17 protein-coding genes are annotated in these 25,468 nt (G+C 71.9%); 14 read left to right on the top strand and 3 right to left on the bottom strand.

From position 1 onward, the window contains the following. Positions 1–320: 320 nt before the first annotated feature. The 5 genes from ACW69E_RS22860 to serA all read left to right on the top strand — a co-directional run bounded on the left by ACW69E_RS22860 (position 321) and on the right by serA (position 8,952). The gene (locus ACW69E_RS22860) at positions 321–3,311 is read left to right on the top strand and encodes a putative bifunctional diguanylate cyclase/phosphodiesterase (protein WP_457500156.1); all 2,991 of its coding nucleotides are present in this window, start codon (positions 321–323) and stop codon (positions 3,309–3,311) included. Positions 3,312–3,551: 240 nt separating this feature from the next. Further along, positions 3,552–5,405, top strand: a complete 1,854-nt coding sequence (locus ACW69E_RS22855) for an acetolactate synthase large subunit (RefSeq protein WP_457500155.1) — start codon at positions 3,552–3,554, stop codon at positions 5,403–5,405. Positions 5,406–5,457: 52 nt separating this feature from the next. Beyond that, positions 5,458–5,982, top strand: a complete 525-nt coding sequence (gene ilvN, locus ACW69E_RS22850; protein WP_093663300.1) for an acetolactate synthase small subunit — start codon at positions 5,458–5,460, stop codon at positions 5,980–5,982. Between the two features lie 131 nt (positions 5,983–6,113). Further along, positions 6,114–7,112, top strand: a complete 999-nt coding sequence (ilvC, locus tag ACW69E_RS22845) for a ketol-acid reductoisomerase (RefSeq protein WP_457500154.1) — start codon at positions 6,114–6,116, stop codon at positions 7,110–7,112. Between the two features lie 250 nt (positions 7,113–7,362). Then, positions 7,363–8,952, top strand: a complete 1,590-nt coding sequence (gene serA / locus ACW69E_RS22840) for a phosphoglycerate dehydrogenase (RefSeq protein WP_457500153.1) — start codon at positions 7,363–7,365, stop codon at positions 8,950–8,952. Between the two features lie 144 nt (positions 8,953–9,096). Here serA and ACW69E_RS22835 read toward each other — a convergent pair whose 3' ends face one another. Continuing rightward, positions 9,097–10,296 carry a PucR family transcriptional regulator gene (locus ACW69E_RS22835; protein ID WP_457500207.1) on the bottom strand — a complete coding sequence of 400 codons (1,200 nt, stop codon included), beginning with the start codon at positions 10,294–10,296 and terminating at the stop codon, positions 9,097–9,099. A 191-nt stretch (positions 10,297–10,487) separates the two neighbouring features. On the opposite strand from ACW69E_RS22835, the gene ACW69E_RS22830 reads away from it, so the two are divergent. Both ACW69E_RS22830 and pruA read left to right on the top strand, forming a co-directional pair. Then, on the top strand, positions 10,488–11,414 hold the full coding sequence (locus ACW69E_RS22830; RefSeq protein WP_457500152.1) for a proline dehydrogenase family protein: 927 nt from the start codon (positions 10,488–10,490) through the stop codon (positions 11,412–11,414). 76 nt (positions 11,415–11,490) lie between these two features. Then, a complete protein-coding gene (pruA, locus tag ACW69E_RS22825) occupies positions 11,491–13,122 on the top strand; it encodes an L-glutamate gamma-semialdehyde dehydrogenase (protein ID WP_457500151.1) in 1,632 nt (543 codons plus the stop codon). 103 nt (positions 13,123–13,225) lie between these two features. Here pruA and ACW69E_RS22820 read toward each other — a convergent pair whose 3' ends face one another. Beyond that, positions 13,226–13,906, bottom strand: a complete 681-nt coding sequence (locus ACW69E_RS22820) for a Uma2 family endonuclease (RefSeq protein WP_457500150.1) — start codon at positions 13,904–13,906, stop codon at positions 13,226–13,228. 420 nt (positions 13,907–14,326) lie between these two features. Between ACW69E_RS22820 and ACW69E_RS22815 the strand changes: the two genes are divergently transcribed. From ACW69E_RS22815 to ACW69E_RS22790, 6 genes are all read left to right on the top strand, one after another. Beyond that, positions 14,327–14,461, top strand: a complete 135-nt coding sequence (locus tag ACW69E_RS22815) for a hypothetical protein (protein ID WP_457500149.1) — start codon at positions 14,327–14,329, stop codon at positions 14,459–14,461. A 184-nt stretch (positions 14,462–14,645) separates the two neighbouring features. Further along, the gene (locus tag ACW69E_RS22810) at positions 14,646–15,683 is read left to right on the top strand and encodes a 3-isopropylmalate dehydrogenase (RefSeq protein WP_457500148.1); all 1,038 of its coding nucleotides are present in this window, start codon (positions 14,646–14,648) and stop codon (positions 15,681–15,683) included. A gap of 233 nt (positions 15,684–15,916) precedes the next feature. Then, positions 15,917–17,020 carry a branched-chain amino acid aminotransferase gene (locus ACW69E_RS22805; protein ID WP_457500147.1) on the top strand — a complete coding sequence of 368 codons (1,104 nt, stop codon included), beginning with the start codon at positions 15,917–15,919 and terminating at the stop codon, positions 17,018–17,020. Between the two features lie 370 nt (positions 17,021–17,390). Continuing rightward, positions 17,391–19,034 carry a citramalate synthase gene (gene cimA, locus ACW69E_RS22800; protein ID WP_457500146.1) on the top strand — a complete coding sequence of 548 codons (1,644 nt, stop codon included), beginning with the start codon at positions 17,391–17,393 and terminating at the stop codon, positions 19,032–19,034. A 209-nt stretch (positions 19,035–19,243) separates the two neighbouring features. Next, positions 19,244–20,827, top strand: coding sequence for an acyl-CoA carboxylase subunit beta (locus ACW69E_RS22795; RefSeq protein ID WP_457500145.1), 1,584 nt, complete (start codon positions 19,244–19,246; stop codon positions 20,825–20,827). 20 nt (positions 20,828–20,847) lie between these two features. Continuing rightward, the gene (locus ACW69E_RS22790; RefSeq protein WP_457500144.1) at positions 20,848–21,078 is read left to right on the top strand and encodes an acyl-CoA carboxylase epsilon subunit; all 231 of its coding nucleotides are present in this window, start codon (positions 20,848–20,850) and stop codon (positions 21,076–21,078) included. A gap of 150 nt (positions 21,079–21,228) precedes the next feature. On the opposite strand, the gene ACW69E_RS22785 is transcribed toward ACW69E_RS22790, so the two are convergent. After that, positions 21,229–21,408, bottom strand: coding sequence for a hypothetical protein (locus ACW69E_RS22785; protein WP_457500143.1), 180 nt, complete (start codon positions 21,406–21,408; stop codon positions 21,229–21,231). 556 nt (positions 21,409–21,964) lie between these two features. Here ACW69E_RS22785 and ACW69E_RS22780 point away from each other — a divergent pair. Further along, complete coding sequence (locus tag ACW69E_RS22780) at positions 21,965–25,462, top strand: nitrate- and nitrite sensing domain-containing protein (RefSeq protein ID WP_457500142.1); 3,498 nt, start codon at positions 21,965–21,967, stop codon at positions 25,460–25,462. Positions 25,463–25,468: the final 6 nt, after the last annotated feature.

Raw genomic sequence — 25,468 nt, 5'->3', positions numbered from 1 at the left:
CCGCCGGAAGGGGGACGGGGCGCGAGACGGGTGGTGCAGACGCGGACGACCGCCCGCACGGCCATCCGCACGCTCCGGATACGGGTGGCTGCGGATTGTATCGGCAATTCCTTCATCAGTCACGCTGTGTAGAAGTGCTATGTCCCTGAGTGACCATTCTGGTGTATCGTCCGATCCGGGGGCGTACCAGACCAGCGAGGGGGGACGGGCGACATGCACGGCCACCGGACGAACCACCGGACGCACCAACGGTGTTGGACACCACCCGGGCCCGGGCTCCGCGGGCCGGGGCGGGCACTGCCGCATCCAGGGGCGGCGCGATGAGCGCCCGGGGGACGGAACAGCCGCGCTTCCCGCGGCTGCCCCGCACGGCCCGCCCGCACGGCGGGACGGGGGCCGCGGAGCGGCGGGCGTTCTCGCGGCTGGCGCTCGCCGCCCTGTGCGGGGCGTACGCGCTGGGCGCGCTGCTGGGCTGGGGATCCCCGGCGGTGGCGCTGTTCATGGGCGACTTCGGACTGAGCGCCGCGGCCTTCGCGGCCGCGGGATCGTGCGTGCACTACGCCCGCACCCACCCGGACACGCCCTTCCGGCCCGCCTGGACGCTGTTCGGGATCTCCTCGGCGATGGCCGGGCTCGGCAACGGGATCTGGGGCTGGTACGAGGTCGTGCTGGGCGTGCCCGTGCCCAGCCCCTCGGCGGCGGACTTCTGCTTCCTGCTCTTCGCGCCACCGGCCATCGTCGGACTGCTGGTCCTCGCCAAACGGCCGGTCACCCGGGCCGGCTGGACGCGCCTGGTCCTGGACACCTGGCTGGTCGGGGGATCGCTGCTCACCCTCTCCTGGAGCCTGGCGCTGGACCACCCCTCGTACTGGCGGGGCGAGTCCCTCTCCCTGGTGGCCCTGTCGCTGGCCTACCCCCTGATGGACATCGTGCTGATCAGCATGGTCCTCGCGCTCCACTTCCGCCGCTCGTCCGCCCACCGGTCGGCCGTCAACACCGTCATCGGGGCACTCGCGCTCACCGTGCTCTGCGACGCCCTGTTCACCTCGCCCCTGCTGCGGGAGAACTACTCCTCCGGCCAGGTCCTCGACGCCGGCTGGTTCGCCGGCTCGCTGCTGCTCGCGTACGCCCCCTGGGTCGGCTGCCGGGAGGGGGGCGGCAGCCGGCACACCCCCCTGCGTCCGGCCGTCCGGCCTCCCGCGCCCGGGAACGGAGCGGTGGCCGGATCGCTGGCCGCCCTCGCCCCGTACCTGGCGGCCGCCGTCTGCACCCTGGGGATCCTCTACAACGTCCGCGACGGCGGGGCCATCGACCCGGTGGTGCTGCTGACCGGCTGCACCGTCGTACTGGCCCTGGTGGTCCGGCAGGGCATCATGCTGCTGGAGAACATCCGCCTCACCCAGGAACTGGCCCAGAAGGAGAACCACTTCAGGTCGCTGGTGCAAGGATCCAGCGACGTCATCATGATCGCCTCGCCGGCCGGGATGCTGCGGTACGTATCCCCGGCCGCCGCCGGCGTCTACGGCCGGGAGCCGGACAAACTGGTCGGCTCCGAACTGGCCTCCCTCATCCATCCCGAGGACCTGGGCCGGGTCCTGCACGAGGTGCGCCGCTTCCTGGCCACCCCGCCCCGGGAGGAGGCGTCCACCCGCATCGAGTGCCGCATCCGGCACGCCTCGGGCCGCTGGCTCAACATCGAGTCCACGGTCAACCGCTACCAGGGCGGCCTGATCTTCAACAGCCGCGATGTGACCGAACGGGTGCGGCTCCAGGCTCAACTCCAGCACAACGCCTCCCACGACCCCCTGACCGACCTGCCCAACCGCTCGCTGTTCACCGAACGGGTCCGCCGGGCGCTGGGCGGCCGGCGCCGGGGCGACGCGGGAGCGGGCCACACGGCGGTGCTCTATATCGACCTCGACGGATTCAAGGCCGTCAACGACACCATCGGCCACCAGGCGGGGGACGAACTGCTGATCCAGGCGGCCCGCAGGCTGCGGGAGGCCGTACGAGCCGGGGACACCGCGGCCCGGCTCGGCGGGGACGAGTTCGCCGCGCTCATCGTCGGCGACGGGAAGTGCGACCGGGCCGAGCGCGAGTACCGTGTCCTGGAGATCGCCGAACGGCTGCGCACCACCCTCTCCCGGCCCTACCGGGTCGAGGGCGGCGAGGCGCGGGTCGCCGCCTCCATCGGCGTGGCCTTCGCCGAGCCCGGAGTGACCCCTGCCGTGCTGATGCGCCATGCCGACCTGGCGATGTACCGCGCCAAGCAGGCGGGCAAGAACCGGGTCGAGTTGTACGCCTCGCAGCCGCAGGCCGAGGCCGTCCGCCGGGCGGAGCTGACCACCGACCGGCTGCGCGGAGTGCTGGCGGAGAGCGAGTTCGCGCTGCTCCACCAGCCCGTGGTCGAGCTCTCCAGCGGGAAGATCGCCTCGGTCGCGGCCCAGGCCCGCAGGCGCTCCGCCCGGGGCGTGCTGTTCCCGCCGGGCGGCCCCCAGTCCGCCCCCCAGGCCAGGCCCGCACCGCCGGCGCAGTACGGCCCCCAGCCTCCGCACGGCCTCGCGGCGGACGCCCGCGGTGACGGGGACGCGGGCCGGTGGCTGCTGCGCAGGGCCGTCGAGCAGGCCGCCGAACGGCACCAGGCGGGCTACCGCGTACCGGTGTCCGTACGGCTGGACGCGCGCCGCCTCACCGACCGTTCCACGACTCCGGCCACGGTCGAGGCGCTGCTGTCCCGGCACGGGCTGCCGCCCGACGCCCTCGTCGTCGAACTGGCCGACACCGACCCCCGCGTCTCGCTGGACGAACTGGAGCTGTGGGTCACCGCACTGCGGCGCATCGGGGTCGGCATCACCCTGGACGGCTTCGGCGCCCACTCCGGTCTCGCCGCGCTCCGCAGGCTCCCCGCCGACGCGCTGAGGCTGGACCGCACGCTGGTCGACGGGGTGGTGGACTCCCCCCGGGTGCGGAAAATCACCTCCGGGCTGCTGCGGATCGCCGACGACCTCGGGATGCTCTCCGTCGCCGACGGGGTGGACCTGCCCGAACAGGCCGCGGCGCTGCGCGCGCTGGGCTGCACCCACGCCCAGGGAGCCGCCTTCTCCAAGCCCCTGGACGAGCACCGGCTCAGGCGTGCCCTGGCCCGAGGGAGCTACCCCGTCTCCGGTGAGGAGCAGCACTTCCCGGGCGCCGGCCGCTCGGTGGTGGTCGCCGGTTCGCTGCCCGCGCACAGGGGCGGGCCGAGTGCGCGCGGCCTGGCGGCGCATCCTCCGTTGCGTTCAAATAGTGAGACGTCCGTCCCACCCACTTGACACCCCAGGCGCCGCGGGAGGAAGGTCGGTGCCATGCGCACCCGACTTCTCGTAATTGGACAGCGCGTCGACTGAACCAGGGCATGCCCGCCCTGTGGACGACATCGACGCGCTCCCCTCGCTTGCCTGACGGCACGAGGGGTTTTTTGTTGCACCGGTGCCAGCGGCACTCGAGCGCGACCCACCCACAGCCACCTACAACGAGCGTCAAACCCTCAACTCTCCGAGAAGAGACAAGTGATGACCGAGCAGGCCACCGGGGCCCCCCGCCCGCAGCCGCGGGCCCGTACCGGCGGAGCACAGCCGCAGCCCGCCACCGTCGAGCACGTCACGGGAGCCCAGTCCCTCATCCGTTCTCTCGAGGAAGTCGGCGCCGACACGGTATTCGGCATTCCGGGCGGCGCCATCCTGCCCGCCTACGACCCGATGATGGACTCCTCCCGGGTGCGCCACGTCCTCGTCCGTCACGAGCAGGGCGCCGGTCACGCCGCCACCGGCTACGCCCAGGCCACCGGCAAGGTCGGCGTCTGCATGGCCACCTCCGGCCCCGGCGCCACCAACCTGGTCACCCCGATCGCCGACGCGCACATGGACTCCGTCCCGCTGGTCGCGATCACCGGCCAGGTGGCCTCCAAGGCGATCGGCACCGACGCCTTCCAGGAAGCCGACATCTGCGGCATCACGATGCCGATCACCAAGCACAACTACCTGGTCACCGACCCGGCCGAGATCCCGAGGGTGATCGCCGAGGCGTTCCACATCGCCTCCACCGGCCGGCCCGGCCCGGTCCTGGTGGACATCGCCAAGGACGCCCTGCAGGCGCGGACGACGTTCTCCTGGCCCCCCACCACGGACCTGCCCGGCTACCGTCCGGTGACCAAGCCGCACGCCAAGCAGATCCGTGAGGCCGCCCGGCTGATCACCGAGGCCGCCCGCCCGGTGCTGTACGTGGGCGGCGGCGTCCTGAAGGCCGGGGCCACCACCGAGCTGAAGGTGCTGGCCGAGCTGACCGGCGCTCCGGTGACCACCACCCTGATGGCGCTGGGCGCCTTCCCCGACAGCCACCCGCAGCACCTGGGCATGCCCGGCATGCACGGCACCGTCGCGGCCGTCACCGCTCTGCAGAAGGCCGATCTGATCGTCGCGCTCGGCGCCCGCTTCGACGACCGCGTCACCGGCAGACTGGACTCCTTCGCGCCGTACGCGAAGATCGTGCACGCGGACATCGACCCGGCCGAGATCGGCAAGAACCGCACCGCCGACGTCCCGATCGTCGGTGACGCCCGCGAGGTCATCGCCGATCTGGTCGTGGCCGTCCGCGCCGAGCACGAGGCGGGCAACACCGGCGACCACACCGAGTGGTGGCAGCAGCTCAACCGCTGGCGCGAGACGTACCCGCTGGGCTACGACCACCCCGAGGACGGCTCCCTGGCCCCGCAGCAGGTCATCGAGCGCATCGGCGCACTGGCCCCCGAGGGCACGGTCTTCGCCGCCGGTGTGGGCCAGCACCAGATGTGGGCCGCCCACTTCGTCAAGTACGAGAAGCCCGCCACCTGGCTGAACTCCGGCGGCCTGGGCACCATGGGCTACGCCGTCCCGGCCGCGCTGGGCGCCAAGGCCGGCGTCCCGGACCGCACCGTCTGGGCGATCGACGGCGACGGCTGCTTCCAGATGACCAACCAGGAACTGGTGACCGCCGCGCTCAACGGCATCCCGATCAAGGTCGCGATCATCAACAACGGCGCCCTGGGAATGGTCCGCCAGTGGCAGACCCTCTTCTACAACCAGCGCTACTCCAACACCGTGCTGCACAGCGGCCCGGACGCCGTCAGCCCCGGGAACAGGGGCACCCGTGTCCCGGACTTCGTGAAGCTGGCGGAGGCCATGGGCTGCGTCGGCATCCGCTGTGAGGACCCCGCGCAGCTCGACGCGGTGATCGAGAAGGCCAACTCCATCAACGACCGCCCCGTGGTCGTGGACTTCATCGTCCACGAGGACGCGATGGTCTGGCCGATGGTCGCGGCCGGCACCTCCAACGACGAGGTCATGGCGGCGCGCGGCGTCCGCCCCGACTTCGGCGACGGCGACGACTGATCCCCAGACGACCGAGTCCCAGAGGAATCCGAGGAACGGAACACCACATCCGATGTCCAAGCACACGCTCTCCGTCCTGGTGGAGAACACCCCGGGCATCCTCGCCCGGATCGCCGCCCTGTTCTCCCGTCGCGGTTTCAACATCGACTCGCTCGCCGTCGGCGTCACCGAGCACCCCGACATCTCCCGCATCACCATCGTGGTGAACGTCGAGGACCTTCCGCTGGAGCAGGTGACCAAGCAGCTCAACAAGCTCGTCAGCGTGCTGAAGATCGTCGAACTGGAGCCGGGGTCCGCGGTCCAGCGCGAACTGGTCCTGGTGAAGGTCCGCGCCGACAACGAGACCCGTTCGCAGATCGTCGAGATCGTCCAGCTCTTCCGCGCCAAGACCGTCGACGTCTCCCCGGAGGCCGTCACCATCGAGGCGACCGGCAGCAGCGACAAGCTGGAGGCCATGCTCAAGATGCTGGAGCAGTTCGGCATCAAGGAGCTGGTCCAGTCCGGCACGATCGCGATCGGCCGCGGAGCGAGGTCGATCACCGACCGTTCGCTGCGCGCGCTCGACCGGACCGCATAGCGAGACCCCAGCCCGTCCCCGCCCGCACCGGCATACGGTGGCCCAGGCGGCGGCTGCGGGGACGGGCCCCGCACCCCCGACCCGTACGGCGAGACCGCCGGTGCGGCAAGAACAACAAGGAGATATCCCAAGTGGCCGAGCTGTTCTACGACGACGACGCCGACCTGTCCATCATCCAGGGCCGCAAGGTCGCGGTCCTCGGTTACGGCAGCCAGGGCCACGCCCACGCCCTGTCCCTGCGCGACTCGGGCGTCGACGTCCGCGTCGGTCTCCCCGAGGGATCCAAGTCCCGGGCCAAGGCCGAGGAGCAGGGGCTGCGCGTGGTCACCCCGGCGGAGGCCTCCGCCGAGGCCGACGTGATCATGGTCCTGGTGCCGGACCCGATCCAGGCCAAGGTCTACGAGGAGTCCATCGCCCCGAACCTCAAGGACGGCGACGCCCTCTTCTTCGGCCACGGCTTCAACATCCGCTTCGGCTTCATCAAGCCCCCGGCCGGTGTGGACGTCTGCATGGTCGCCCCCAAGGGCCCGGGCCACCTGGTCCGCCGCCAGTTCGAGGAGGGCCGCGGCGTCCCCTGCATCGCGGCCGTCGAGCAGGACGCCACCGGCAGCGCCTTCCAGCTGGCCCTGTCCTACGCCAAGGGCATCGGGGGCACCCGCGCCGGCGTCATCAAGACCACCTTCACCGAGGAGACCGAGACCGACCTGTTCGGTGAGCAGGCCGTGCTGTGCGGCGGCGCCTCGGCCCTGGTCAAGGCGGGCTTCGAGACCCTGGTCGAGGCCGGCTACCAGCCCGAGATCGCGTACTTCGAGTGCCTCCACGAGCTGAAGCTGATCGTGGACCTGATGTACGAGGGCGGCCTGGGGAAGATGCGCTGGTCGGTCTCCGAGACCGCCGAGTGGGGCGACTACGTCACCGGCCCGCGGATCATCAACGAGAACACCAAGGCCGAGATGAAGAAGGTCCTGGCCGAGATCCAGGACGGCACCTTCGCCAGGAACTGGATGGCCGAGTACAACGCCGGCCTGCCCAAGTACAACGAGTACAAGAAGGCCGACGGCGACCACCTGCTGGAGACCACCGGCCGTGAGCTGCGCAAGCTCATGAGCTGGGTCGACGACGAGAACTGAGCGGACCGCCGGGCCGTCGCGGACGGCCCGGCGCCGCCCGACCCGCCCGCAGGTGGACGCCGCGGCCCGCCGACGGGGCGGAGCGGCCCCGGTGACCGGCCACCGGGGCCGCCCCTCCGCCGATACACTGCACACACAAGCGCGTCACAGGCTCACAGCGTCGTGCGTCTCCACGCGGCTGCCCACCTCCACCGCCCTCGGCCGTCGGGACGCGGCCGCCGGCACGGACCAGTGAGGACTGAAGACCGAAGTGAGCAAACCCGTAGTACTCATCGCCGAAGAACTCTCGCCGGCCACGGTCGACGCCCTCGGCCCGGACTTCGAGATCCGGCACTGCAACGGGGCCGACCGAGCCGAGCTCCTGACCGCCATCGCCGACGTCGACGCGATCCTGGTGCGCAGCGCCACCAAGGTCGACGCCGAGGCCATCGCCGCGGCCCGGCGGCTGAAGGTCGTCGCCCGTGCGGGAGTCGGCCTGGACAACGTCGACGTCTCCGCCGCCACCAAGGCCGGCGTGATGGTCGTCAACGCGCCGACCTCCAACATCGTCACCGCGGCCGAGCTGGCCTGCGGCCTGATCGTCGCCACCGCCCGCAACATCCCGCAGGCCAACACCGCCCTGAAGAACGGCGAGTGGAAGCGCAGCAAGTACACCGGCGTGGAGCTGTCGGAGAAGACCCTCGGTGTCGTCGGCCTCGGCCGCATCGGCGTCCTGGTCGCCCAGCGGATGTCCGCCTTCGGCATGCGGGTCGTCGCCTACGACCCCTACGTGCAGCCCGCCCGGGCCGCGCAGATGGGCGTCAAGCTGCTCTCCCTGGACGAGCTGCTGGAGACCTCCGACTTCATCACCGTCCACCTGCCCAAGACCCCCGAGACGCTGGGTCTGATCGGCGACGAGGCGCTCCACAAGGTCAAGCCGACCGTGCGGATCGTCAACGCCGCGCGCGGCGGCATCGTGGACGAGGCGGCGCTGCTGTCGGCCCTGAAGGAGGGCCGGGTCGCGGGAGCGGGCCTGGACGTGTACGCCACCGAGCCGTGCACCGACTCCCCGCTGTTCGCCTTCGACAACGTGGTGTGCACCCCGCACCTGGGCGCCTCCACCGGCGAGGCCCAGGAGAAGGCCGGCATCGCGGTCGCCCGCTCGGTGCGGCTGGCGCTCGCCGGCGAGCTGGTCCCGGACGCGGTCAACGTCCAGGGCGGCGTGATCGCCGAGGACGTACGGCCCGGACTGCCGCTGGCCGAGCGGCTGGGACGGATCTTCACCGCGCTGGCGGGCGAGGTCGCCGTCCGGCTCGACGTCGAGGTCTACGGCGAGATCACCCAGCACGATGTCAAGGTGCTCGAACTCTCCGCTCTCAAGGGCGTCTTCGAGGACGTCGTCGACGAGACGGTCAGCTACGTCAACGCGCCGCTGTTCGCGCAGGAGCGCGGGGTGGAGGTCCGGCTGACCACCAGCTCGGAGTCCCCGGAGCACCGCAACGTGGTGACCGTGCGTGGCACCCTGGCCGACGGCCAGGAGGTCTCGGTCTCGGGCACCCTCTCCGGACCCAAGCACGTCCAGAAGATCGTCGCCGTCGGCGAGTACGACGTGGACCTGGCACTGGCCGAGCACATGGCCTTCCTGCGGTACGCCGACCGTCCCGGCGTGGTCGGCACCGTCGGCCGCATCCTGGGCGAGGCCGGCATCAACATCGCCGGTATGCAGGTCTCCCGCGCCGAGGAGGGCGGTGAGGCACTGGTCGCCCTCACCGTGGACGGCCCCATCCCGGCTCCGGTGATGGCCGAGATGGCCGAGGAGATCGGCGCCACCTCGGCCCGCAACGTCAACCTGGAGGACTGATCGAGGATCCCTCCTCCGGGTGAACTTCCCGGGAGGGATCCGGAGACCGCCACGGCCCCGGCGCGGACATCCGTGCCGGGGCCGCGGCGTTCCGCCGAACCGAGCCGCCCGGCCCGCGGCGGGCGTCTTCCGCGGAGGCGCCCCTCAGCCCCTCAGCAGCCGCGCCGTCTTCAGCGCCATGTGCAGCAGCAGCCTGTCCTCGCCGTCGTCCAGGTCGAGGCCGGTGAGCTGCTCCACCCGCGACAGCCGGTAGTACAGCGTCTGCCGGTGGACGCCCAGCAGCGCCGCGGTACGGCCCGCCTGGCCCGCGCAGTCCAGGAACGCCTCGGCGGTGCGGGCCATCTCCCGGTGGCCCGGCTCCAGCAGCGCCCGCACCGACGGATCCGGCACACCGGCCGCCGGCGAGCCGGAGGGGCGGGTGAGCGGGGCCAGCAGCCGGTACGGCCCGATCCGGTCCCACCGCGCCACCGGCCCGAACCTGCTCTCCGCCCGCGCCGCCCGCGCCGCGGCCAGCGCCTGCCACCAGGCACCGGGCACCGGGCCCAGCCCCGTGCAGGGCTCGCCGATCCCCGCCGCGGCCCCGGCACGCGGCGAGCGCAGCAGCCGTTCGGCGGCTGTGCGGGCCGGATCGAGGGCTCCGGGGGTGCGCAGCCGCACCAGCACGGCCAACCCCTCCGTCCCCGGCACCGCGCACACCGCGACCGCGCCGGGGATCCCGGGCGCCGCCGCCGACCGGCCCTCCGCACCCTCCTCCCACGGCACCACGGCCACCACCGCCAGCGGCCCCGCCGCCACCGGACCCAGCTCCCCGGCCAGTTCCGCCTCCGCGAGCTCCACGGCCGCCCGGTGCCCCGGCGCCGCGGTGAGCAGGGCGCACAGCAGCTCGCCCCGGCGCGCACCCGCCCGGGACTCGTCGGCCAGCAGCACCCCGATGCGGCGCGCGACGGCCCGCACGTCCGCCAGCCGGGGGTCGGACAGCTCCAGCGCACCGTCGTCCAGCAGCCAGATGTAGCCCAGCACCACCCCGGCGTGCCGCACCGGCACGCAGATCCGGCCCCGCAGCACCCCGGCCGACGGATCCGGTGGAATCCGTACGGGCTCCACCGCCCGGGTGATGCCGAAACTCTCGAACCACGCCCGCACCCGTGCGGTGGAGCGACGCCGCAGGATCGAGCGGGTGCGCACCGGGTCCATCAGGAGGGCGCCGTCCTCCCCGTCCTCCTCGTCGCCCTCCCCCTCATGGGCTCCGAAGGCGATCAGCCCGAAGTCGCGGTTCTCCAGCGTCGCGGGAGTGCCGAGGAGGGCGGTCACCTCGTCGATCAGCACCTGGTAGTCCTCGCGCACCGCCTCGCGCCGCCTTTCGCACACCGCCCGCAGCACCCCCGCGGACACCACCATTGTCATACAGATGTCTGAGATCCGGGCCACGGAAGCGTGACAGCTGTCGATGGCGGGAAGACGGAGCGATCCTTAGTTTCGACGGTGGCTCACAAGCCGCTCGAACACCGTCGGAGAACCACCCGTGGAGGTGCCCCGTGCTGGGTCCCGTGCTCCTCGCGGCCGCGCGCAGCGACAGCATCCGCCGCGTCGTCTCGGCCGCACCGGTCACCCGCCCCGTGGTGGACCGCTTCGTCGCCGGAGAGCGCCTCGACCAGGCCATGGAGACCGTCGGCTCCCTCATCGGCCGGGGTCTGGAGGTCACCCTCGACCACCTGGGCGAGGACGTCACCGACCGCACCGAGGCCCTGCGGGCCCGCGACGCCTACCTGGCCCTGGCCGAGGCGCTGCGGGAGGCCGGCCTGGGGGTGCGGGCCGAGATGTCGGTGAAGCTCTCCGCCTTCGGGCAGGCCCTTCCGGGAGGCGACGACATCGCCTACGAGGGCGTCCTGCGGGTCGTGGAGGCAGCCGCCGAGGCGGGCACCACCGTCACCCTGGACATGGAGGACCACACCACGGTCGACTCCACGCTGGCCATCCTGGCGAAGCTGCGCGAGCGCTTCCCCGCCACCGGCGCGGTGCTCCAGTCCTACCTGTACCGCACCGAGGACGACTGCCGCGCCCTGGCGGGCGAGGGCTCCCGCGTCCGCCTGGTCAAGGGCGCCTACAAGGAGCCCGCCTCCGTCGCCCTCCAGGACAAGCGCGAGGTGGACCGGGCGTACGTGCGCTGCCTGCGGATCCTGATGGCGGGCGAGGGCTACCCCATGATCGGCTCCCACGACCCGCGGATGGTGGCCATCGCCCGGGAGCTGGCCCGCCGCGCCGGCCGCAAGCCGGACGAGTACGAGTTCCAGATGCTGTACGGCATTCGCACCGCCGAGCAGGACCGGCTGGCCGCCGCCGGCCACCGGATGCGCGTGTACGTCCCGTACGGCACCGACTGGTACGGGTACTTCATGCGGCGCCTGGCCGAGCGCCCCGCCAACCTGGCGTTCTTCCTGCGCTCGCTGGCCACCAGAGGCTGAGGCCGGGCGGGCCGCGGCCGCGCACGGCCCCGTGACGTACGACGACAGATCCGACCCCTCGAAGGAGACACGGCTCATGGACGCTGTGACCCAGGTCCCCACGCCGGTGAACGAGCCGGTGCACACCTACGCACCCGGCACGCCGGAGCGCGCCCGTCTCGAAACCAGGCTCAAGGAGCTGGCCGAGAACCCGATCGACCTGACGATGACCATCGGCGGGAAGCGGCGCCTCGGCGGCGGCGAACGCTTCGACGTCGTACAGCCCCACAACCACAAGGCGGTGCTGGGCACCGCCGCGCACGCCACCCGGCAGGACGCGCAGGAGGCCGTCGACGCGGCGCTGGCCGCCGCCCCGATGTGGCGCTCGCTCTCCTTCGACGACCGCGCCGCGGTCTTCCTGCGGGCCGCCGAACTGCTGGCCGGCCCCTGGCGCGAGACGATGGCCGCCTCCACCATGCTCGGCCAGTCCAAGACGGCGCAGCAGGCGGAGATCGACACCCCCTGCGAACTGATCGACTTCTGGCGCTTCAACGTCCACTACGCCCGCCAGATCCTCGCCGAGCAGCCGGTCGCCAACTCCCCGGGCGTGTGGAACCGCATGGACCACCGCCCGCTGGAGGGCTTCGTCTACGCGATCACGCCCTTCAACTTCACCGCCATCGCGGGCAACCTCCCCACCGCGCCGGCGCTGATGGGCAACACGGTGATCTGGAAGCCGTCCCCGACCCAGACCCACGCCGCCGTGCTGCTGATGCGCCTGCTGGAGGAGGCGGGACTGCCGGACGGCGTCATCAACCTGCTGACCGGCGACGGCAAGGAGGTCTCGGAGGTGGCGCTGACCCACCCCGACCTCGCCGGCATCCACTTCACCGGCTCGACGAAGACCTTCCAGTACCTGTGGAAGACGGTCGGGAACAACATCGAGAACTACCGGACCTACCCGCGCCTGGTCGGTGAGACCGGTGGCAAGGACTTCGTCGTCGCCCACCCCTCGGCCGACCCGGCGGTGCTGAGGACCGCGCTGACCCGCGGCGCCTTCGAGTACCAGGGCCAGAAGTGCTCGGCCGCCTCGCGCGCCTACGTGCCGCGCTCCATCTGGGAGAGCGGCTTCAAGGAGGAGTTCGCGGCCGAGGTCGAGGGCCTGACCATGGGCGACGTCACCGACCTGTCGAACTTCATGGGCGCCGTCATCGACGAGCGGGCCTTCGCCAAGAACAAGGCCGCCATCGAGCGCGCCGAGTCCGACCCGTCCTGTGAGATCGTCGCCGGCGGGAGCTGCGACGACAGTGTGGGCTACTTCGTCCGCCCGACCGTGATCGCCTGCGCCGATCCGGCGAGCGAGGTCTTCCGGCAGGAGTACTTCGGCCCGATCCTGGCCGTCCACGTCTACGAGGACGCGGAGTACGAGGCGGTGCTGGAGCAGATGGAGTCGGTCGCCCCGTACGGTCTGACCGGCTGCGTCATCGCCCAGGACCGCGCCGCCGCCGCGCACGCCTGCGAGAAGCTGCGCTACGCCGCCGGCAACTTCTACATCAACGACAAGCCCACCGGCGCCGTCGTCGGCCAGCAGCCCTTCGGCGGCGGCCGGGCGTCGGGCACCAACGACAAGGCGGGCTCCAAGCAGAACCTGATGCGCTGGACGTCCACCCGCTCCATCAAGGAGAACCTGATCCCGCCGACCGACTACCGCTACCCCCACATGGGCTGACCTCCCCGACCGGCCCGTGAAGCGGCCATGAACGGCGCCCCCGCCCGGACGGATCCGGGCGGGGGCGCCGTCGCGTGCGCGGGGCCGGCGGGGGCAGGCTGTGTCAGGCGCCGCGGCGCGGGCCGGTGATCGCCTCCCCGATCACGAAGCCCTTCGCCGCGCCGTCGGGGATCGCCACCTCCGTCCCGTACGGGACGCGGGTCTCGGTGGCGTAGACGGCCTCGCCGGGGGAGGGGGAGGTCAGCACGGTGACGGTGCCGTGGCCGTCGTGGTCGTCGATCAGGACGTACACCGGCACCCCCGCGCGGGCGTACGCGCGGCGCTTGTGGACCCGGTCGCGCTCGATCGCGCGGTGCCCGGGGGAGACCACCTCGACGACCATCTCCACACAGGACGCCTTCAGCCCCAGCCCGTCCTCGGTGACGTGCTCGGTGTCGTCCTCGGGGGCGACGAACAGGTCGGGGACACAGACCGTCAGCTCGTGGATGACGTTCATGTCCTGATAGGCCACGTGGTCGCCGTCGTCGAGGAACCTCTCGAGGGCGCGGCGCAGGCGGTTGACGATCTGACCGTGGCAGTGGCGGCCGGTGGGAGACACCTCGATGGACCCCTCGACGATCTCGGCGTGAAAGCCCTCGGGGAGTTCCAAGGTTTTCCACGCCTGCCACAGGGCCTCGTCCAGGCCGGCCCGGGGCGGGACCTGCGGGCCGTCGTGGGACCCGGGGTCCTCCTCGGTCTCGTCGACCTCGGTGACCTCGGGCGCCTCGTGCGTGAGAGCGGTCATGGCGTAGCACCTCCTCCTTGAAGTATGGGCGGGCTCTTCGTCGCGGTACAGCGCGTACGGCGGTACCGGCGCGACGCCAGTGACGCCAGTGACGTTGGAGATCTTCCGCCGGCGCGCGCCCGCAATGGACCAGTCCTCGTCCGAACGAGTGAGGTGTGCGGCGTCACGGTGACAAAACCGCAGGTCGGAGAAGGGTCCGTCTCAGATAGTAGGAAGGCCAACTAATCGGCGGGACATTACAGCTTTCAGCCCTTACTTTGGTAGAAGCCGAACGTCTCGCTCCATCAGCGAATGGCGGATGAGGTGCCGTGCCCGTCGCAGGTGACCCCTGCCGCACCGGCCGCCCCCGCCCTTACGGCGCGCTCGGGAATCCCTCCTGTCTCCACCCTCCGGTTCTTCCGTCCCCTCAGGGAGTTCGCCATGGACGCGACCGCACACCGCCGCCCCCGCCACATCGCCCGCGACCACCACGACAACGCCGATCGCCGCAACGCGGCCGCGGCCCTCCAGCGGGCGCTGGACCGCCGGGACAACGGCGGCGCCACCGGCCACTGAGGCCGGCCCCGCCACCCGTTCGGGCCGTACCGCCGCAGGTGCCGCCGTACGAGCCGCCGCCGGGCCGAGAGTCCCGGCGACGGCTCGTACGGCGCCGCAGCGGCGCTCGTGCGGCGCTGGAGCACCCGGTCCGCATCGCGGACAGCGCGTGTCATCCCCTGGGACGAGCGGTATGGTCCCTCCCATGTCTCGCAGCATCGACCTCGCAGTGATCCCCGGTGACGGCATCGGCCGGGAAGTCGTGGCCCAGGGCCTGAAGGTCCTGTCCGCGGTCCTTCCGCAGGACGCGAAGCTGCGGACACGGGAGTACGACCTCGGCGCGAAGCGCTGGCACGCCACGGGAGAGACCCTCCCGGACGCGGAGCTGGAGCGGCTCAAGGGCCACGACGCCATCCTGCTCGGCGCGATCGGCGACCCCTCGGTCCCCTCCGGAGTGCTGGAGCGCGGGCTGCTGCTCAAGCTGCGCTTCGCCTTCGACCACTACGTCAACCTGCGCCCCTCCAGGCTCTTCCCGAACACCGCGACCCCGCTCGCGGGCCGCCCCGACATCGACTTCGTCGTCGTCCGGGAGGGCACCGAGGGCCCGTACACCGGCAACGGCGGCTCCCTGCGCACCGGCACCCCGGCCGAGGTGGCCACCGAGGTCAGCGTGAACACCGCCTACGGTGTGGAGCGCGTGGTCCGGGACGCCTACGAGCGGGCCAAGGCCCGGCCGCGCAGGAAGCTCACGCTGGTCCACAAGAACAACGTCCTGGTGCACGCCGGCCACCTGTGGAAGAACATCTTCGACCGGGTCGGCGAGGAGTACCCCGAGGTCACCACCGACTACCTGCACGTGGACGCCGCGACGATCTTCTTCGTCACCCAGCCCGAGCGCTTCGACGTGATCGTCACCGACAACCTCTTCGGTGACATCCTCACCGACCTCGCCGCCGCCGTCACCGGCGGCATCGGACTGGCCGCCTCCGGGAACATCAACCCCACCGGCGCCTTCCCGTCGATGTTCGAGCCGGTCCACGGCTCCGCGCCCGACATCGCCGGCACCGGCAAGGCCGACCCCACCGCGACGATCCTCTCCGTCGCGCTGATGCTGCGGCACCTGGGCCTCGACCCCGAGGCGGCCCGCATCGAGGAGGCTGTCTCGGCCGACCTCACGGAGCGCTCCGCGCCCCGCACCACCGACGAGATCGGCGACGCCCTCGCGGCGCGAGTAGCCGGCTGACGCCCGGCCGTACGCTCCGTCCGGCCGGGCCGCAGGCGCCCGGCCGCTGGGCTACTCGGCGGTTGGGTGCGAACATCTACCACCAGGACCGCCCACCCGTGACCCCATGCGGTCTGCTGCCCCCGATAATCGGACACGGGGCCGCTGTACGCAGGGAAGCTCGGACGTCCTAGTACCGACCGGGGCGACGGGAGCGCGGTCCACCACGACACCCAGTGAAGGACGCGCTCACCATGACGACGCCCCGTATCGAATTCGACCTCAAGCCCTCCGCGCAGCTGCTGCCCGCCGCGGAGCGCGAGGCGGTGCTCGCCGACCCCGGTTTCGGCCGGCACTTCACCGACCACATGGTCACCATCCGTTGGACCGAGGGCCGGGGCTGGCACGACGCGCAGCTCCAGCCGTACGCCCCGTTCCAGATGGACCCGGCGAACATGACGCTGCACTACGCCCAGACGATCTTCGAGGGGCTCAAGGCGTACCGTCAGCCCGACGGCTCGGTCGCCGTCTTCCGCCCGGACGCCAACGCCCGGCGCTTCCAGCGCTCCGCGCGCCGGCTGGCGATGCCGGAGCTGCCGGTGGAGACCTTCGTCGAGGCGTGCGACCTGCTGGTGCAGCAGGACAGGGCCTGGGTGCCCGGCAAGGGTGAGCAGTCGCTGTACCTGCGCCCCTTCATGTTCGCCGCGGAGGTCGGACTCGGCGTCAAGCCCGCGAACGAGTACCTGTTCATGGTGATCGCCTCGCCCGCGGGTGCCTACTTCCCGCGCGGCGTCAAGCCCGTCTCGGTCTGGCTGTCGCAGGAGTACGTGCGCGCCGCCCCCGGCGGCACGGGCGAGGCCAAGACCGGCGGCAACTACGCGGCCTCCCTCGTCGCCCAGGCCGAGGCCGCCGAGCACGGCTGCGACCAGGTGGTCTGGCTGGACGCCGGCGAGCGCCGCTGGATCGAGGAGATGGGCGGCATGAACCTGTACTTCGTGAAGGGGTCGGGCAAGGACGCCACCATCGTCACGCCCAGGCTGACCGGCACCCTGCTGCCGGGCATCACCCGCGACTCCCTGCTGACGATCGCCTCCGACCTGGGCTACCGCACCGAGGAGGCCCGCATCTCCGTCGACGACTGGCGCGAGGGCAACGCCGACGGCTCGATCACCGAGGTCTTCGCCTGCGGCACCGCGGCCGTCATCACCCCGGTCGGCACGGTGAAGTCCGCCGCCGGGAACTGGACGGTGGGCGACGGAGAGCCGGGCGAGATCACGATGGAGCTGCGCGAGGCGCTGCTGGCGGTCCAGACCGGCCGCGCGCAGGACACGCACGGCTGGATGCACAAGCTGGCCTGAGCCCGGCCCGGCGGTGGCGGGAGGACCGGGAGCGTCCCGGCCCTCCCGCCCCGCCGTCCGCCTCCGCGGACCGCGGCGACCACATTGTGAGACCGCCCGATCCGCGGAGCGGATCCGTGCCAGACTGTGCCCGTGCCTCACCTCGCCATGATTATCGGCAGCAGGCGCGCCGGTCCGCAGTGACCGCCTACGCACACACCCGGTGCGGTGGCGGACACCGTGTCCCAGACCCGCGCGCAGACCTCTCGCACCCGCGAGGGGTTTTTTCGTTTTCCGGCACCACCGGGCCGGAACGAGGGCGTGAGGGATGATGGGGACAAGTAGGGCCAAGTATTCCGGACCTACATCCATCGACAGGAGCCAGACCAGCATGACCGACGCCGCGGCCTCCCGGCAGCCGGGGGACGCGTCCCCCGGCGACGCGTTCCACGTCTTCGACACCACGCTCCGCGACGGGGCGCAGCGCGAGGGGATCAACCTCTCCGTCGCGGACAAGCTGACCATCGCCCGTCACCTGGACGACTTCGGTGTCGGCTTCATCGAGGGCGGCTGGCCCGGTGCCAACCCCCGGGACACCGAGTTCTTCCGGCGAGCCCGTGAGGAGATCGACTTCCGCCACGCCCGGCTCGTCGCGTTCGGCGCCACCCGCAGGGCGGGCGTCGCGGCCGCCGACGACCCCCAGGTGCGGGCGCTGGTCGAATCGCAGGCACCGGTGGTCACCATCGTCGCCAAGGCGCACGACCGCCATGTCGAGCTGGCGCTGCGCACCACGCTGGAGGAGAACCTGGCGATGGTCCGCGACACGGTGGAGCACCTGCGGGAGCAGGGCCGGCGGGTCTTCGTCGACTGTGAGCACTTCTTCGACGGGTACCAGGCCGATCCCGAGTACGCCAAGCGTGTCGTACGCACCGCGTACGAGGCCGGCGCCGACGTGGTCGTGCTGTGCGACACCAACGGCGGCATGCTCCCCGCCCAGATCCAGGCCGTGGTGCGGACGGTGCGCGCCGACACCGGCGCACGCCTGGGCATTCACGCCCAGGACGACACCGGCTGCGCGGTGGCCAACACCCTGGCCGCCGTGGACGCCGGCGCCACCCATGTGCAGTGCACCGCCAACGGCTACGGCGAGCGCGTGGGCAACGCCAACCTCTTCTCGGTGGTCGCGGCCCTCCAGCTCAAGTACGGCATGGAGGTCCTGCCCGAGGGCGCGCTGCGCGAGATGACGCGGATCTCCCACGCCATCGCCGAGGTCGTCAACCTGACGCCCTCCACCCACCAGCCGTACGTGGGCGTCTCCGCGTTCGCCCACAAGGCCGGACTGCACGCCTCCGCCATCAAGGTGGACCCCGACCTCTACCAGCACATCGACCCCGAGCTGGTCGGCAACCGCCTGCGGATGCTGGTCTCCGACATGGCCGGCCGGGCCTCCATCGAGCTCAAGGGCCAGGAGCTGGGGATCGACCTGAGCGGCGACCGCGAGCTGGTCGGCCGGATCGTGGAGCGCGTCAAGGAGCGCGAACTGCGCGGTTACAGCTACGAGGCCGCCGACGCGTCCTTCGAGCTGCTGCTGCGGGAGGAGCTGCTGCGGGGCGGGGCGCAGGAGCGCCCCCGGAGCTTCTTCTCCACCGAGTCCTGGCGCGCCATCGTGGAGAACCGCCCCGACGGCTCCCACGCCAACGAGGCGACCGTGAAGCTGTGGGCCAAGGGCGAGCGTATCGTCTCCACCGCCGAGGGGAACGGCCCCGTCAACGCCCTGGACCGGGCCCTTCGGCTGGCGCTGGAGCGGATCTACCCCGAGCTCGCCCAGATGGAGCTGGTGGACTACAAGGTCCGCATCCTGGCGGGCACCCACGGCACGGAGTCCACCACACGCGTGCTGGTGTCCACCGGGGACGGCGGGGACGAGTGGTCCACCGTCGGAGTGGCCGACAACGTCATCGCCGCCTCCTGGCAGGCCCTCGTCGACGCCTACACCTACGGTCTGCTGCGCGCCGGCGTCGAGCCCCAGGGCTGACCGGCCGTCACGACACGCCCACCCAGGCCTGAACGCCTCTTCGGCGCGGACTGTGGGAATCCCACAGTCCGCGCCCGGGGAAACTGGGGATCCTCCCTGGTGTAGCGGTGCCAGAGGCGTGGTTCTGTCCAGCGTGGCCATGAATCGCGGGCTGAGACTGTACGAATCCGACGACGGCGAACAGTGCGACGGTTTCGTAGGGTCTGAACATGACCGATCTGTCCCAGACGCCGCTCGCGGCGAGTGACGCCCGTGGCCGTGTGGCGGAGTTGCACGCCATCCGTGAGCAGGTTCGGCGCGGTCCGAGCGAGCGGGCCACCGAGGCCCAGCACGCCAAGGGCAAGCTGACCGCGCGCGAGCGGATCGAACTGCTGCTGGACGAGGGGACGTTCCAGGAGGTGGAGCCGCTGCGGCGGCACCGCGCCACCGGCTTCGGCCTGGAGGACAGGAAGCCGTACACCGACGGGGTGATCACCGGCTGGGGGACGGTCGAGGGCCGTACCGTCTTCGTCTACGCCCACGACTTCCGGATCTTCGGCGGGGCGCTGGGCGAGGCCCACGCGGCCAAGATCCACAAGATCATGGACATGGCCATCGCGGCCGGTGCGCCGCTGGTCTCCCTCAACGACGGGGCCGGCGCGCGCATCCAGGAGGGCGTGGTGGCCCTGGCCGGATACGGCGGGATCTTCCAGCGCAACACCAAGGCGTCCGGCGTCATCCCGCAGATCTCGGTGATGCTGGGCCCGTGCGCGGGCGGGGCGGCCTACTCCCCGGCGCTGACCGACTTCGTGTTCATGGTCCGCGACACCTCGCAGATGTTCATCACCGGCCCCGACGTCGTCCAGGCGGTCACCGGCGCGCAGGTGAGCCAGAACGGGCTGGGCGGCGCCGACGTCCACGCCGCGACCTCCGGCGTGGCGCACTTCGCCTACGACGACGAGACCACCTGCCTGGAGGAGGTCCGCTACCTGCTCTCCCTGCTGCCGTCCAACAACCGGGAGAACCCGCCGCGCACCGAGTGCGCCGATCCGGCCGACCGGCGCGGCGAGGCGCTGTACGACCTGGTGCCGGCCGATGGCAACCGCCCCTACGACATGCGCGCGGTGATCGAGGAGATCGTCGACGACGGCGAGATGCTGGAGGTCCACGAGCGCTGGGCCACCAACATCATCTGCGCGCTGGCCCGGATGGACGGCCAGGTGGTGGGGATCGTCGCCAACCAGCCCCAGCAGCTCGCCGGCGTGCTGGACATCCACGCCTCCGAGAAGGCCGCCCGCTTCGTGCAGATGTGCGACGCGTTCAACATCCCCATCCTCACCCTGCTGGACGTGCCCGGCTTCCTGCCCGGGGTGGACCAGGAGCACGGCGGGATCATCCGGCACGGAGCGAAGCTGCTGTACGCGTACTGCAACGCCACCGTGCCGCGGATCTCGCTGGTGCTGCGCAAGGCCTACGGCGGCGCGTACATCGTCATGGACTCCCAGTCCATCGGCGCCGACCTGACCTACGCCTGGCCGACCAACGAGATCGCGGTGATGGGCGCCGAGGGCGCGGCGGGCGTGATCTTCCGGCGGCAGATCGCCGCCTCCGACAACCCCGAGGCCACCCGGGCGGAGCTGGTCAAGGAGTACAAGTCCGAGCTGATGCACCCCTACTACGCCGCGGAGCGCGGCCTGGTCGACGACGTCATCGACCCCGCCGAGACGCGCTCCGTCCTCATCGGCGCCCTGGCCATGCTCCGCACCAAGCACGCCGACCTGCCCGCACGCAAGCACGGCAACCCGCCCCAGTGACACCTGTGAGGACCAGCCCCGTGAACACTTCCGCCGCCACCACCGCAGCCACAGCCGTCGCCGACGTGGTCCGTGTGGAGAAGGGCCACGCCAGCGAGGAGGAACTCGCCGCGGTCACCGCCCTGCTCCTGGCCCGCGCCGCCGCCCACCGGTCCGGCCACGCCGCCTCCCGCCCGCGCCGCAGCACCGCGCCCTGGCGCCGGCTGGAGCGCACCTCCGGTTTCCGGGCCCCCCACAGCTGGCAGGGCTGAAACCGGGCAGGGCCGGCCGGGGAGCGGCAGGGCCGGGGAAGGGCCCTGCCGCCGGGACCGTGCGAACCGGCCCTGGGGCGAATCCGTATGGACCGGCCCCCGTACACCTCGGGTGTACGGGGGCCGGCGAGGTCCGTCTCGCGGAGTCGGTCAGCCGACGGGGGCGTCCATCAGGACGGTCCGGCGCGGGTTGGCGGTCTGGGCCGGAAGCTCTCCGGCGCTCTCCGCGCGCTCGGCCCGGACGGCCGTCAGCTCGTCGGCGTCCTTGAGGTGGGCCAGGGTGGTGCGCTGCGGATTGGCAACACTGCGCGTGATCATCGTCGTCTTCACCGGGTCTGCCTCGTTCGCCTTCTTGTCGTTTACGTACCTTGTGTAAAGCTGAGCGTAAGGGGCCTCTTTCCCCTCCAGGGATGACTCCTATAACGATCCGCCTGTGATTTTACTCACGAAACGACGGGCAAAAGGCGCATAACGGACCGTCTGAATCGGTCATCCAAACGGACATACGCCCATCAAAGTGGATGATGCACCCTCTGGTGTCGCTACCGGGGCAGTGGGCACTGTAGCGGCTCACCTGTGGCGTCAGCTGCCAAAAGTCCGTGATGTGCCGTATGCGGCTACACCCTCCGCCACGGAGTGTCTGCGTAGCGTCACGCATGTCACAGCCTTATCCACGGACCTTGTTGGAGATCCGGCACTGTGCTGGAATTCCACGGACCGCCGCAGGAGACGACCCGGCGCGCAAGGGGGCGCAGAGGAGCGCCGCGCGGCGGAGACTTGGGGGCGCGCCGGTCACTCACGACCGTCAGGGGGTCCTCGGACCTTCCCGACTCGATACCGTTCCGCCGTTCGCGGGGGGACGCCTGGTCCAGAGGTTGCGACGCTAGTGCAGGGACGTTTCAAGAGGGATGGCAGCGCTGTGGGGGACCCGGAGCTGCGCGGTGCGACCGACCGCGGCTCCTCACCACAGCGCGCCCAGGAGAGCAGTGGCCGGGAGCAGGCCCTCGACGCCGACAAGGGCAAGCGCGCGAAGGCGCGACCGGACGGCGAGACCGAGGGCGCCCCGAAGCCCAAGGAGCCCAGTGCCACGGGCTCCCGCCTTGCCCTGCGCAACTGGCGCATCAGTACCCGTCTGGTCTCGCTGCTGGCCCTTCCGGTCGTCACGGCCACCTCGCTGGGCGCGCTGAGCATCAACAACTCGCTCGCCGAGGTCGACCAGCTCGACAACATGAAGCTCCTCACGGAGATGACCGAGCGCGCCACCGAACTGGCGACGGCGCTCCAGGAGGAGCGGGACCGCTCGGCCGGCCCCCTGACCGGTACCGGCAACCCCAAGGACGACGCGGTCGTCGGCCCCCGCGAGGAGACCGACCAGGTCAAGGCGGCGTTCTTCGACGCCACCCCCGGGCTCGAGGAGGCCGACGCCGGACTCCTCTCCGGTGTCCGCGCCACGATCACGGACATCACCCGGCAGCTGAACCGGCTCAAGACCATCCGGGAGCGGGCGTACGACAACCCGGACAACATCTCGCAGACGGTCAACGACTACAACCAGCTGATCGAGTCGCTGCTGAGCCTGTCCCAGGACATGGCGCAGGCCACCAGCAACCCGGAGATGATCCAGAGCACCCGTGCGCTGGCGGCGTTCTCCTCCGCCAAGGAGTACGCCTCCATGCAGCGGGCGATCATCAGCGCCGGCCTGGCCCGCGAGGACGGCCCCAAGCTCTCGGACAACGACCACCTGTACATCAGGACGGCCTGGGAGAGCGAGAGCGCGGCCCGTAAGCGCTTCGACGACATCTACGGCAACAACGAGGCGGCCGAGCTCACCAAGCCGCTCGACGAGGGCATCGTCAACATCACCTCGGCCGACGAGTACGCCGAGCGCGTGGTGAAGGACCCCAAGGGCATCTCGCGCGAGAACCGCTCCTACCTGGACTGGTTCGACCAGGACCAGGTCAAGATCGAGCAGATGCGGAAGATCGAGGCCTCGCTGCTCACTCAGATGGACGAGCAGGCCCGTACGCTGCGGGCCGAGGCCCAGCAGTCGGCCCTCTTCAACGGTGTCCTGGTGCTGCTCGTGCTCGGCATCTCGCTGGTCGGCGCGTTCGTCGTGGCCCGCTCCATGATCCGCTCGCTGCGCCGGCTGCAGGACACCGCGCAGGACGTGGCCCACCGCCGTCTGCCCGAGCTGGTCAAGCAGCTCTCCGAGGCCGACCCGCAGGACGTCGACACCTCCGTGGAGTCCGTCGGCGTCCACAGCCGCGACGAGATCGGCCGGGTGGCCGCGGCGTTCGACGACGTGCACAGCGAGGCCGTCCGGCTCGCCGCCGAGCAGGCGCTGCTGCGGGGGAACGTCAACGCGATGTTCACCAACCTCTCGCGCCGCAGCCAGGGCCTGATCCAGCGACAGCTCTCGCTCATCTCCGAACTGGAGTCCCGCGAGGCCGACCCGGACCAGCTCTCCTCCCTGTTCAAGCTGGACCACCTGGCGACCCGTATGCGCCGCAACGGCGAGAACCTGCTGGTCCTCGCGGGCGAGGAGCCCGGCCGCCGCTGGACCCGCCCGGTGCCGCTGGTGGACGTGCTGCGTGCCGCCGCGTCCGAGGTGGAGCAGTACGAGCGCATCGAGCTGAGCGCCGTACCCACCGCCGAGGTCGCGGGCCGGGTCGTCAACGACCTGGTGCACCTGCTGGCCGAGCTGCTGGAGAACGCCACCTCGTTCTCCTCGCCGCAGACCAAGGTCAAGGTCACCGGCCACGCGCTGCCGGACGGCCGGGTGCTGGTCGAGATCCACGACACCGGCATCGGGCTGTCGCCCGAGGACCTCGCGGCGATCAACGAGCGACTCGCCAACCCCCCGACGGTCGACGTCTCGGTCTCCCGCCGCATGGGCCTGTTCGTGGTCGGCCGCCTGTCCCTGCGGCACGGCATCCGCATCCAGCTGCGCCCCTCCGACTCCGGCGGTACGACCGCGCTGGTCATGCTCCCGGTCGACGTCACCCAGCGCGGCGGCCAGCAGAACGGCCAGCAGAAGAAGCCCTCCGGCGACGGCGGCCAGGGCTCCGGCCCGTCCGCCACGCTCCGGCGCGAGCCGCAGGGCGGCGGTGCGCCGGCCGGTACCAGCCGGCTCGGTGCGCTGCCCACCCGCAACCAGGTCCAGGGCGGCCCCTCCTCGCGCGCCGCGCTCCCCGGCGGCCCCGCGACGGGCGGCCCTGCGGCAGGAGGCCCCGCAGGTGGTCCCGCGGGCGGGGGCTTCGGCGCCCCCGGCCGTCCCGGCCCCGGACAGCCGCCCCGCCCCGGACAGCCCGTCCGCTCCGGGGAGGGCGCCCCCGCCGGCGCCTTCGGCTCCGGCGCGCGCCCCGAGCCTCGCGCCGGCCAGCAGCCGCCGCAGCGGCGTGACGGAGCCTCCACGGGAGCGCTGCCCGCCGGAGCGGGGGAGCGGCGACCCAGCTGGGCCGACGGCCGCGGCGGCCAGGGGGCCGGCAGGTACGAGGCCCCCGACGCACCGCGCGGTCACGAAGAGGCGGAGAGCACCTCGGAGTTCGCCCGTCCGGGCGGAACCGGCGCGTATCCGCAGCAGCCCGCCGGGCCCGGCGAGACCGCCCGGCTTCCGCGTGTGGAGCCGCAGGGCGGCCCGCGCGGTCCGCAGGACACCGGTCAGTACCCCCGGCCCCAGGGCCCGCAGGACACCGGCCAGTACGCCCTTCCGGGCGGTCCCCAGGACACCGGTCAGTACCCGGTCCCCCAGCCCCCTCAGCCCTCTCAGGGGCAGCAGGGCCCGCAGGACACCGGCCAGTACGCCGTCCCCCGGCAGGGGGCCTCCGCCCCCCGCGAGTCCTCCGCCTACGAGCTGCCCGGCAGCAGCCCGGCCGCGACGGGCTCGGACGAGCGCACGCCGATCTTCGAGTCGATGGAGTCGAGCTGGTTCAGCGCCCGGCAGGCCGCCCAGCAGGCTCCCGCGACCGCTTCGCCGGGCGAGCCCCCGTCGGCGGGGGCGTCCGGTCAGGCATCCCCCCAGCGGCCCGAGCGGCCCGCCCAGCCGGCGCCCCAGCGGCAACCCGGTGGCGCCGAGGCCGGCGCCGGGTGGCAGGAGACCCCGAACGACGAGCGCTGGCGCCGGGCCGAACAGCTCCGCCAGCCCGCGGCAGGCGGGGTCACCACCTCCGGTCTGCCCCGCCGCGTGCCGCGTGCCAACCTCGTGGCGGGCACCGCGCAGCAGCGGCCGTCCACACCGACCGGCCCGCAGGTCTCGCGTGCGCCCGATGACGTACGCGGCCGGCTGACCAATCTCCGCCGGGGCATCCAGCAGGGTCGGCAGGCCGGAAGCGGCCAGGCCGGCGGTGCCCGCGGCGCAGGCCCCACCTACCAGCAGGAGCGTTAGTTGAGT

The sequence above is a fragment of the Streptomyces sp. SS8 genome (assembly GCF_054072955.1).
The sequence above is the reverse complement of the archived record's forward strand: the minus strand, read 5'-3'. Positions and strand labels throughout refer to the sequence as shown.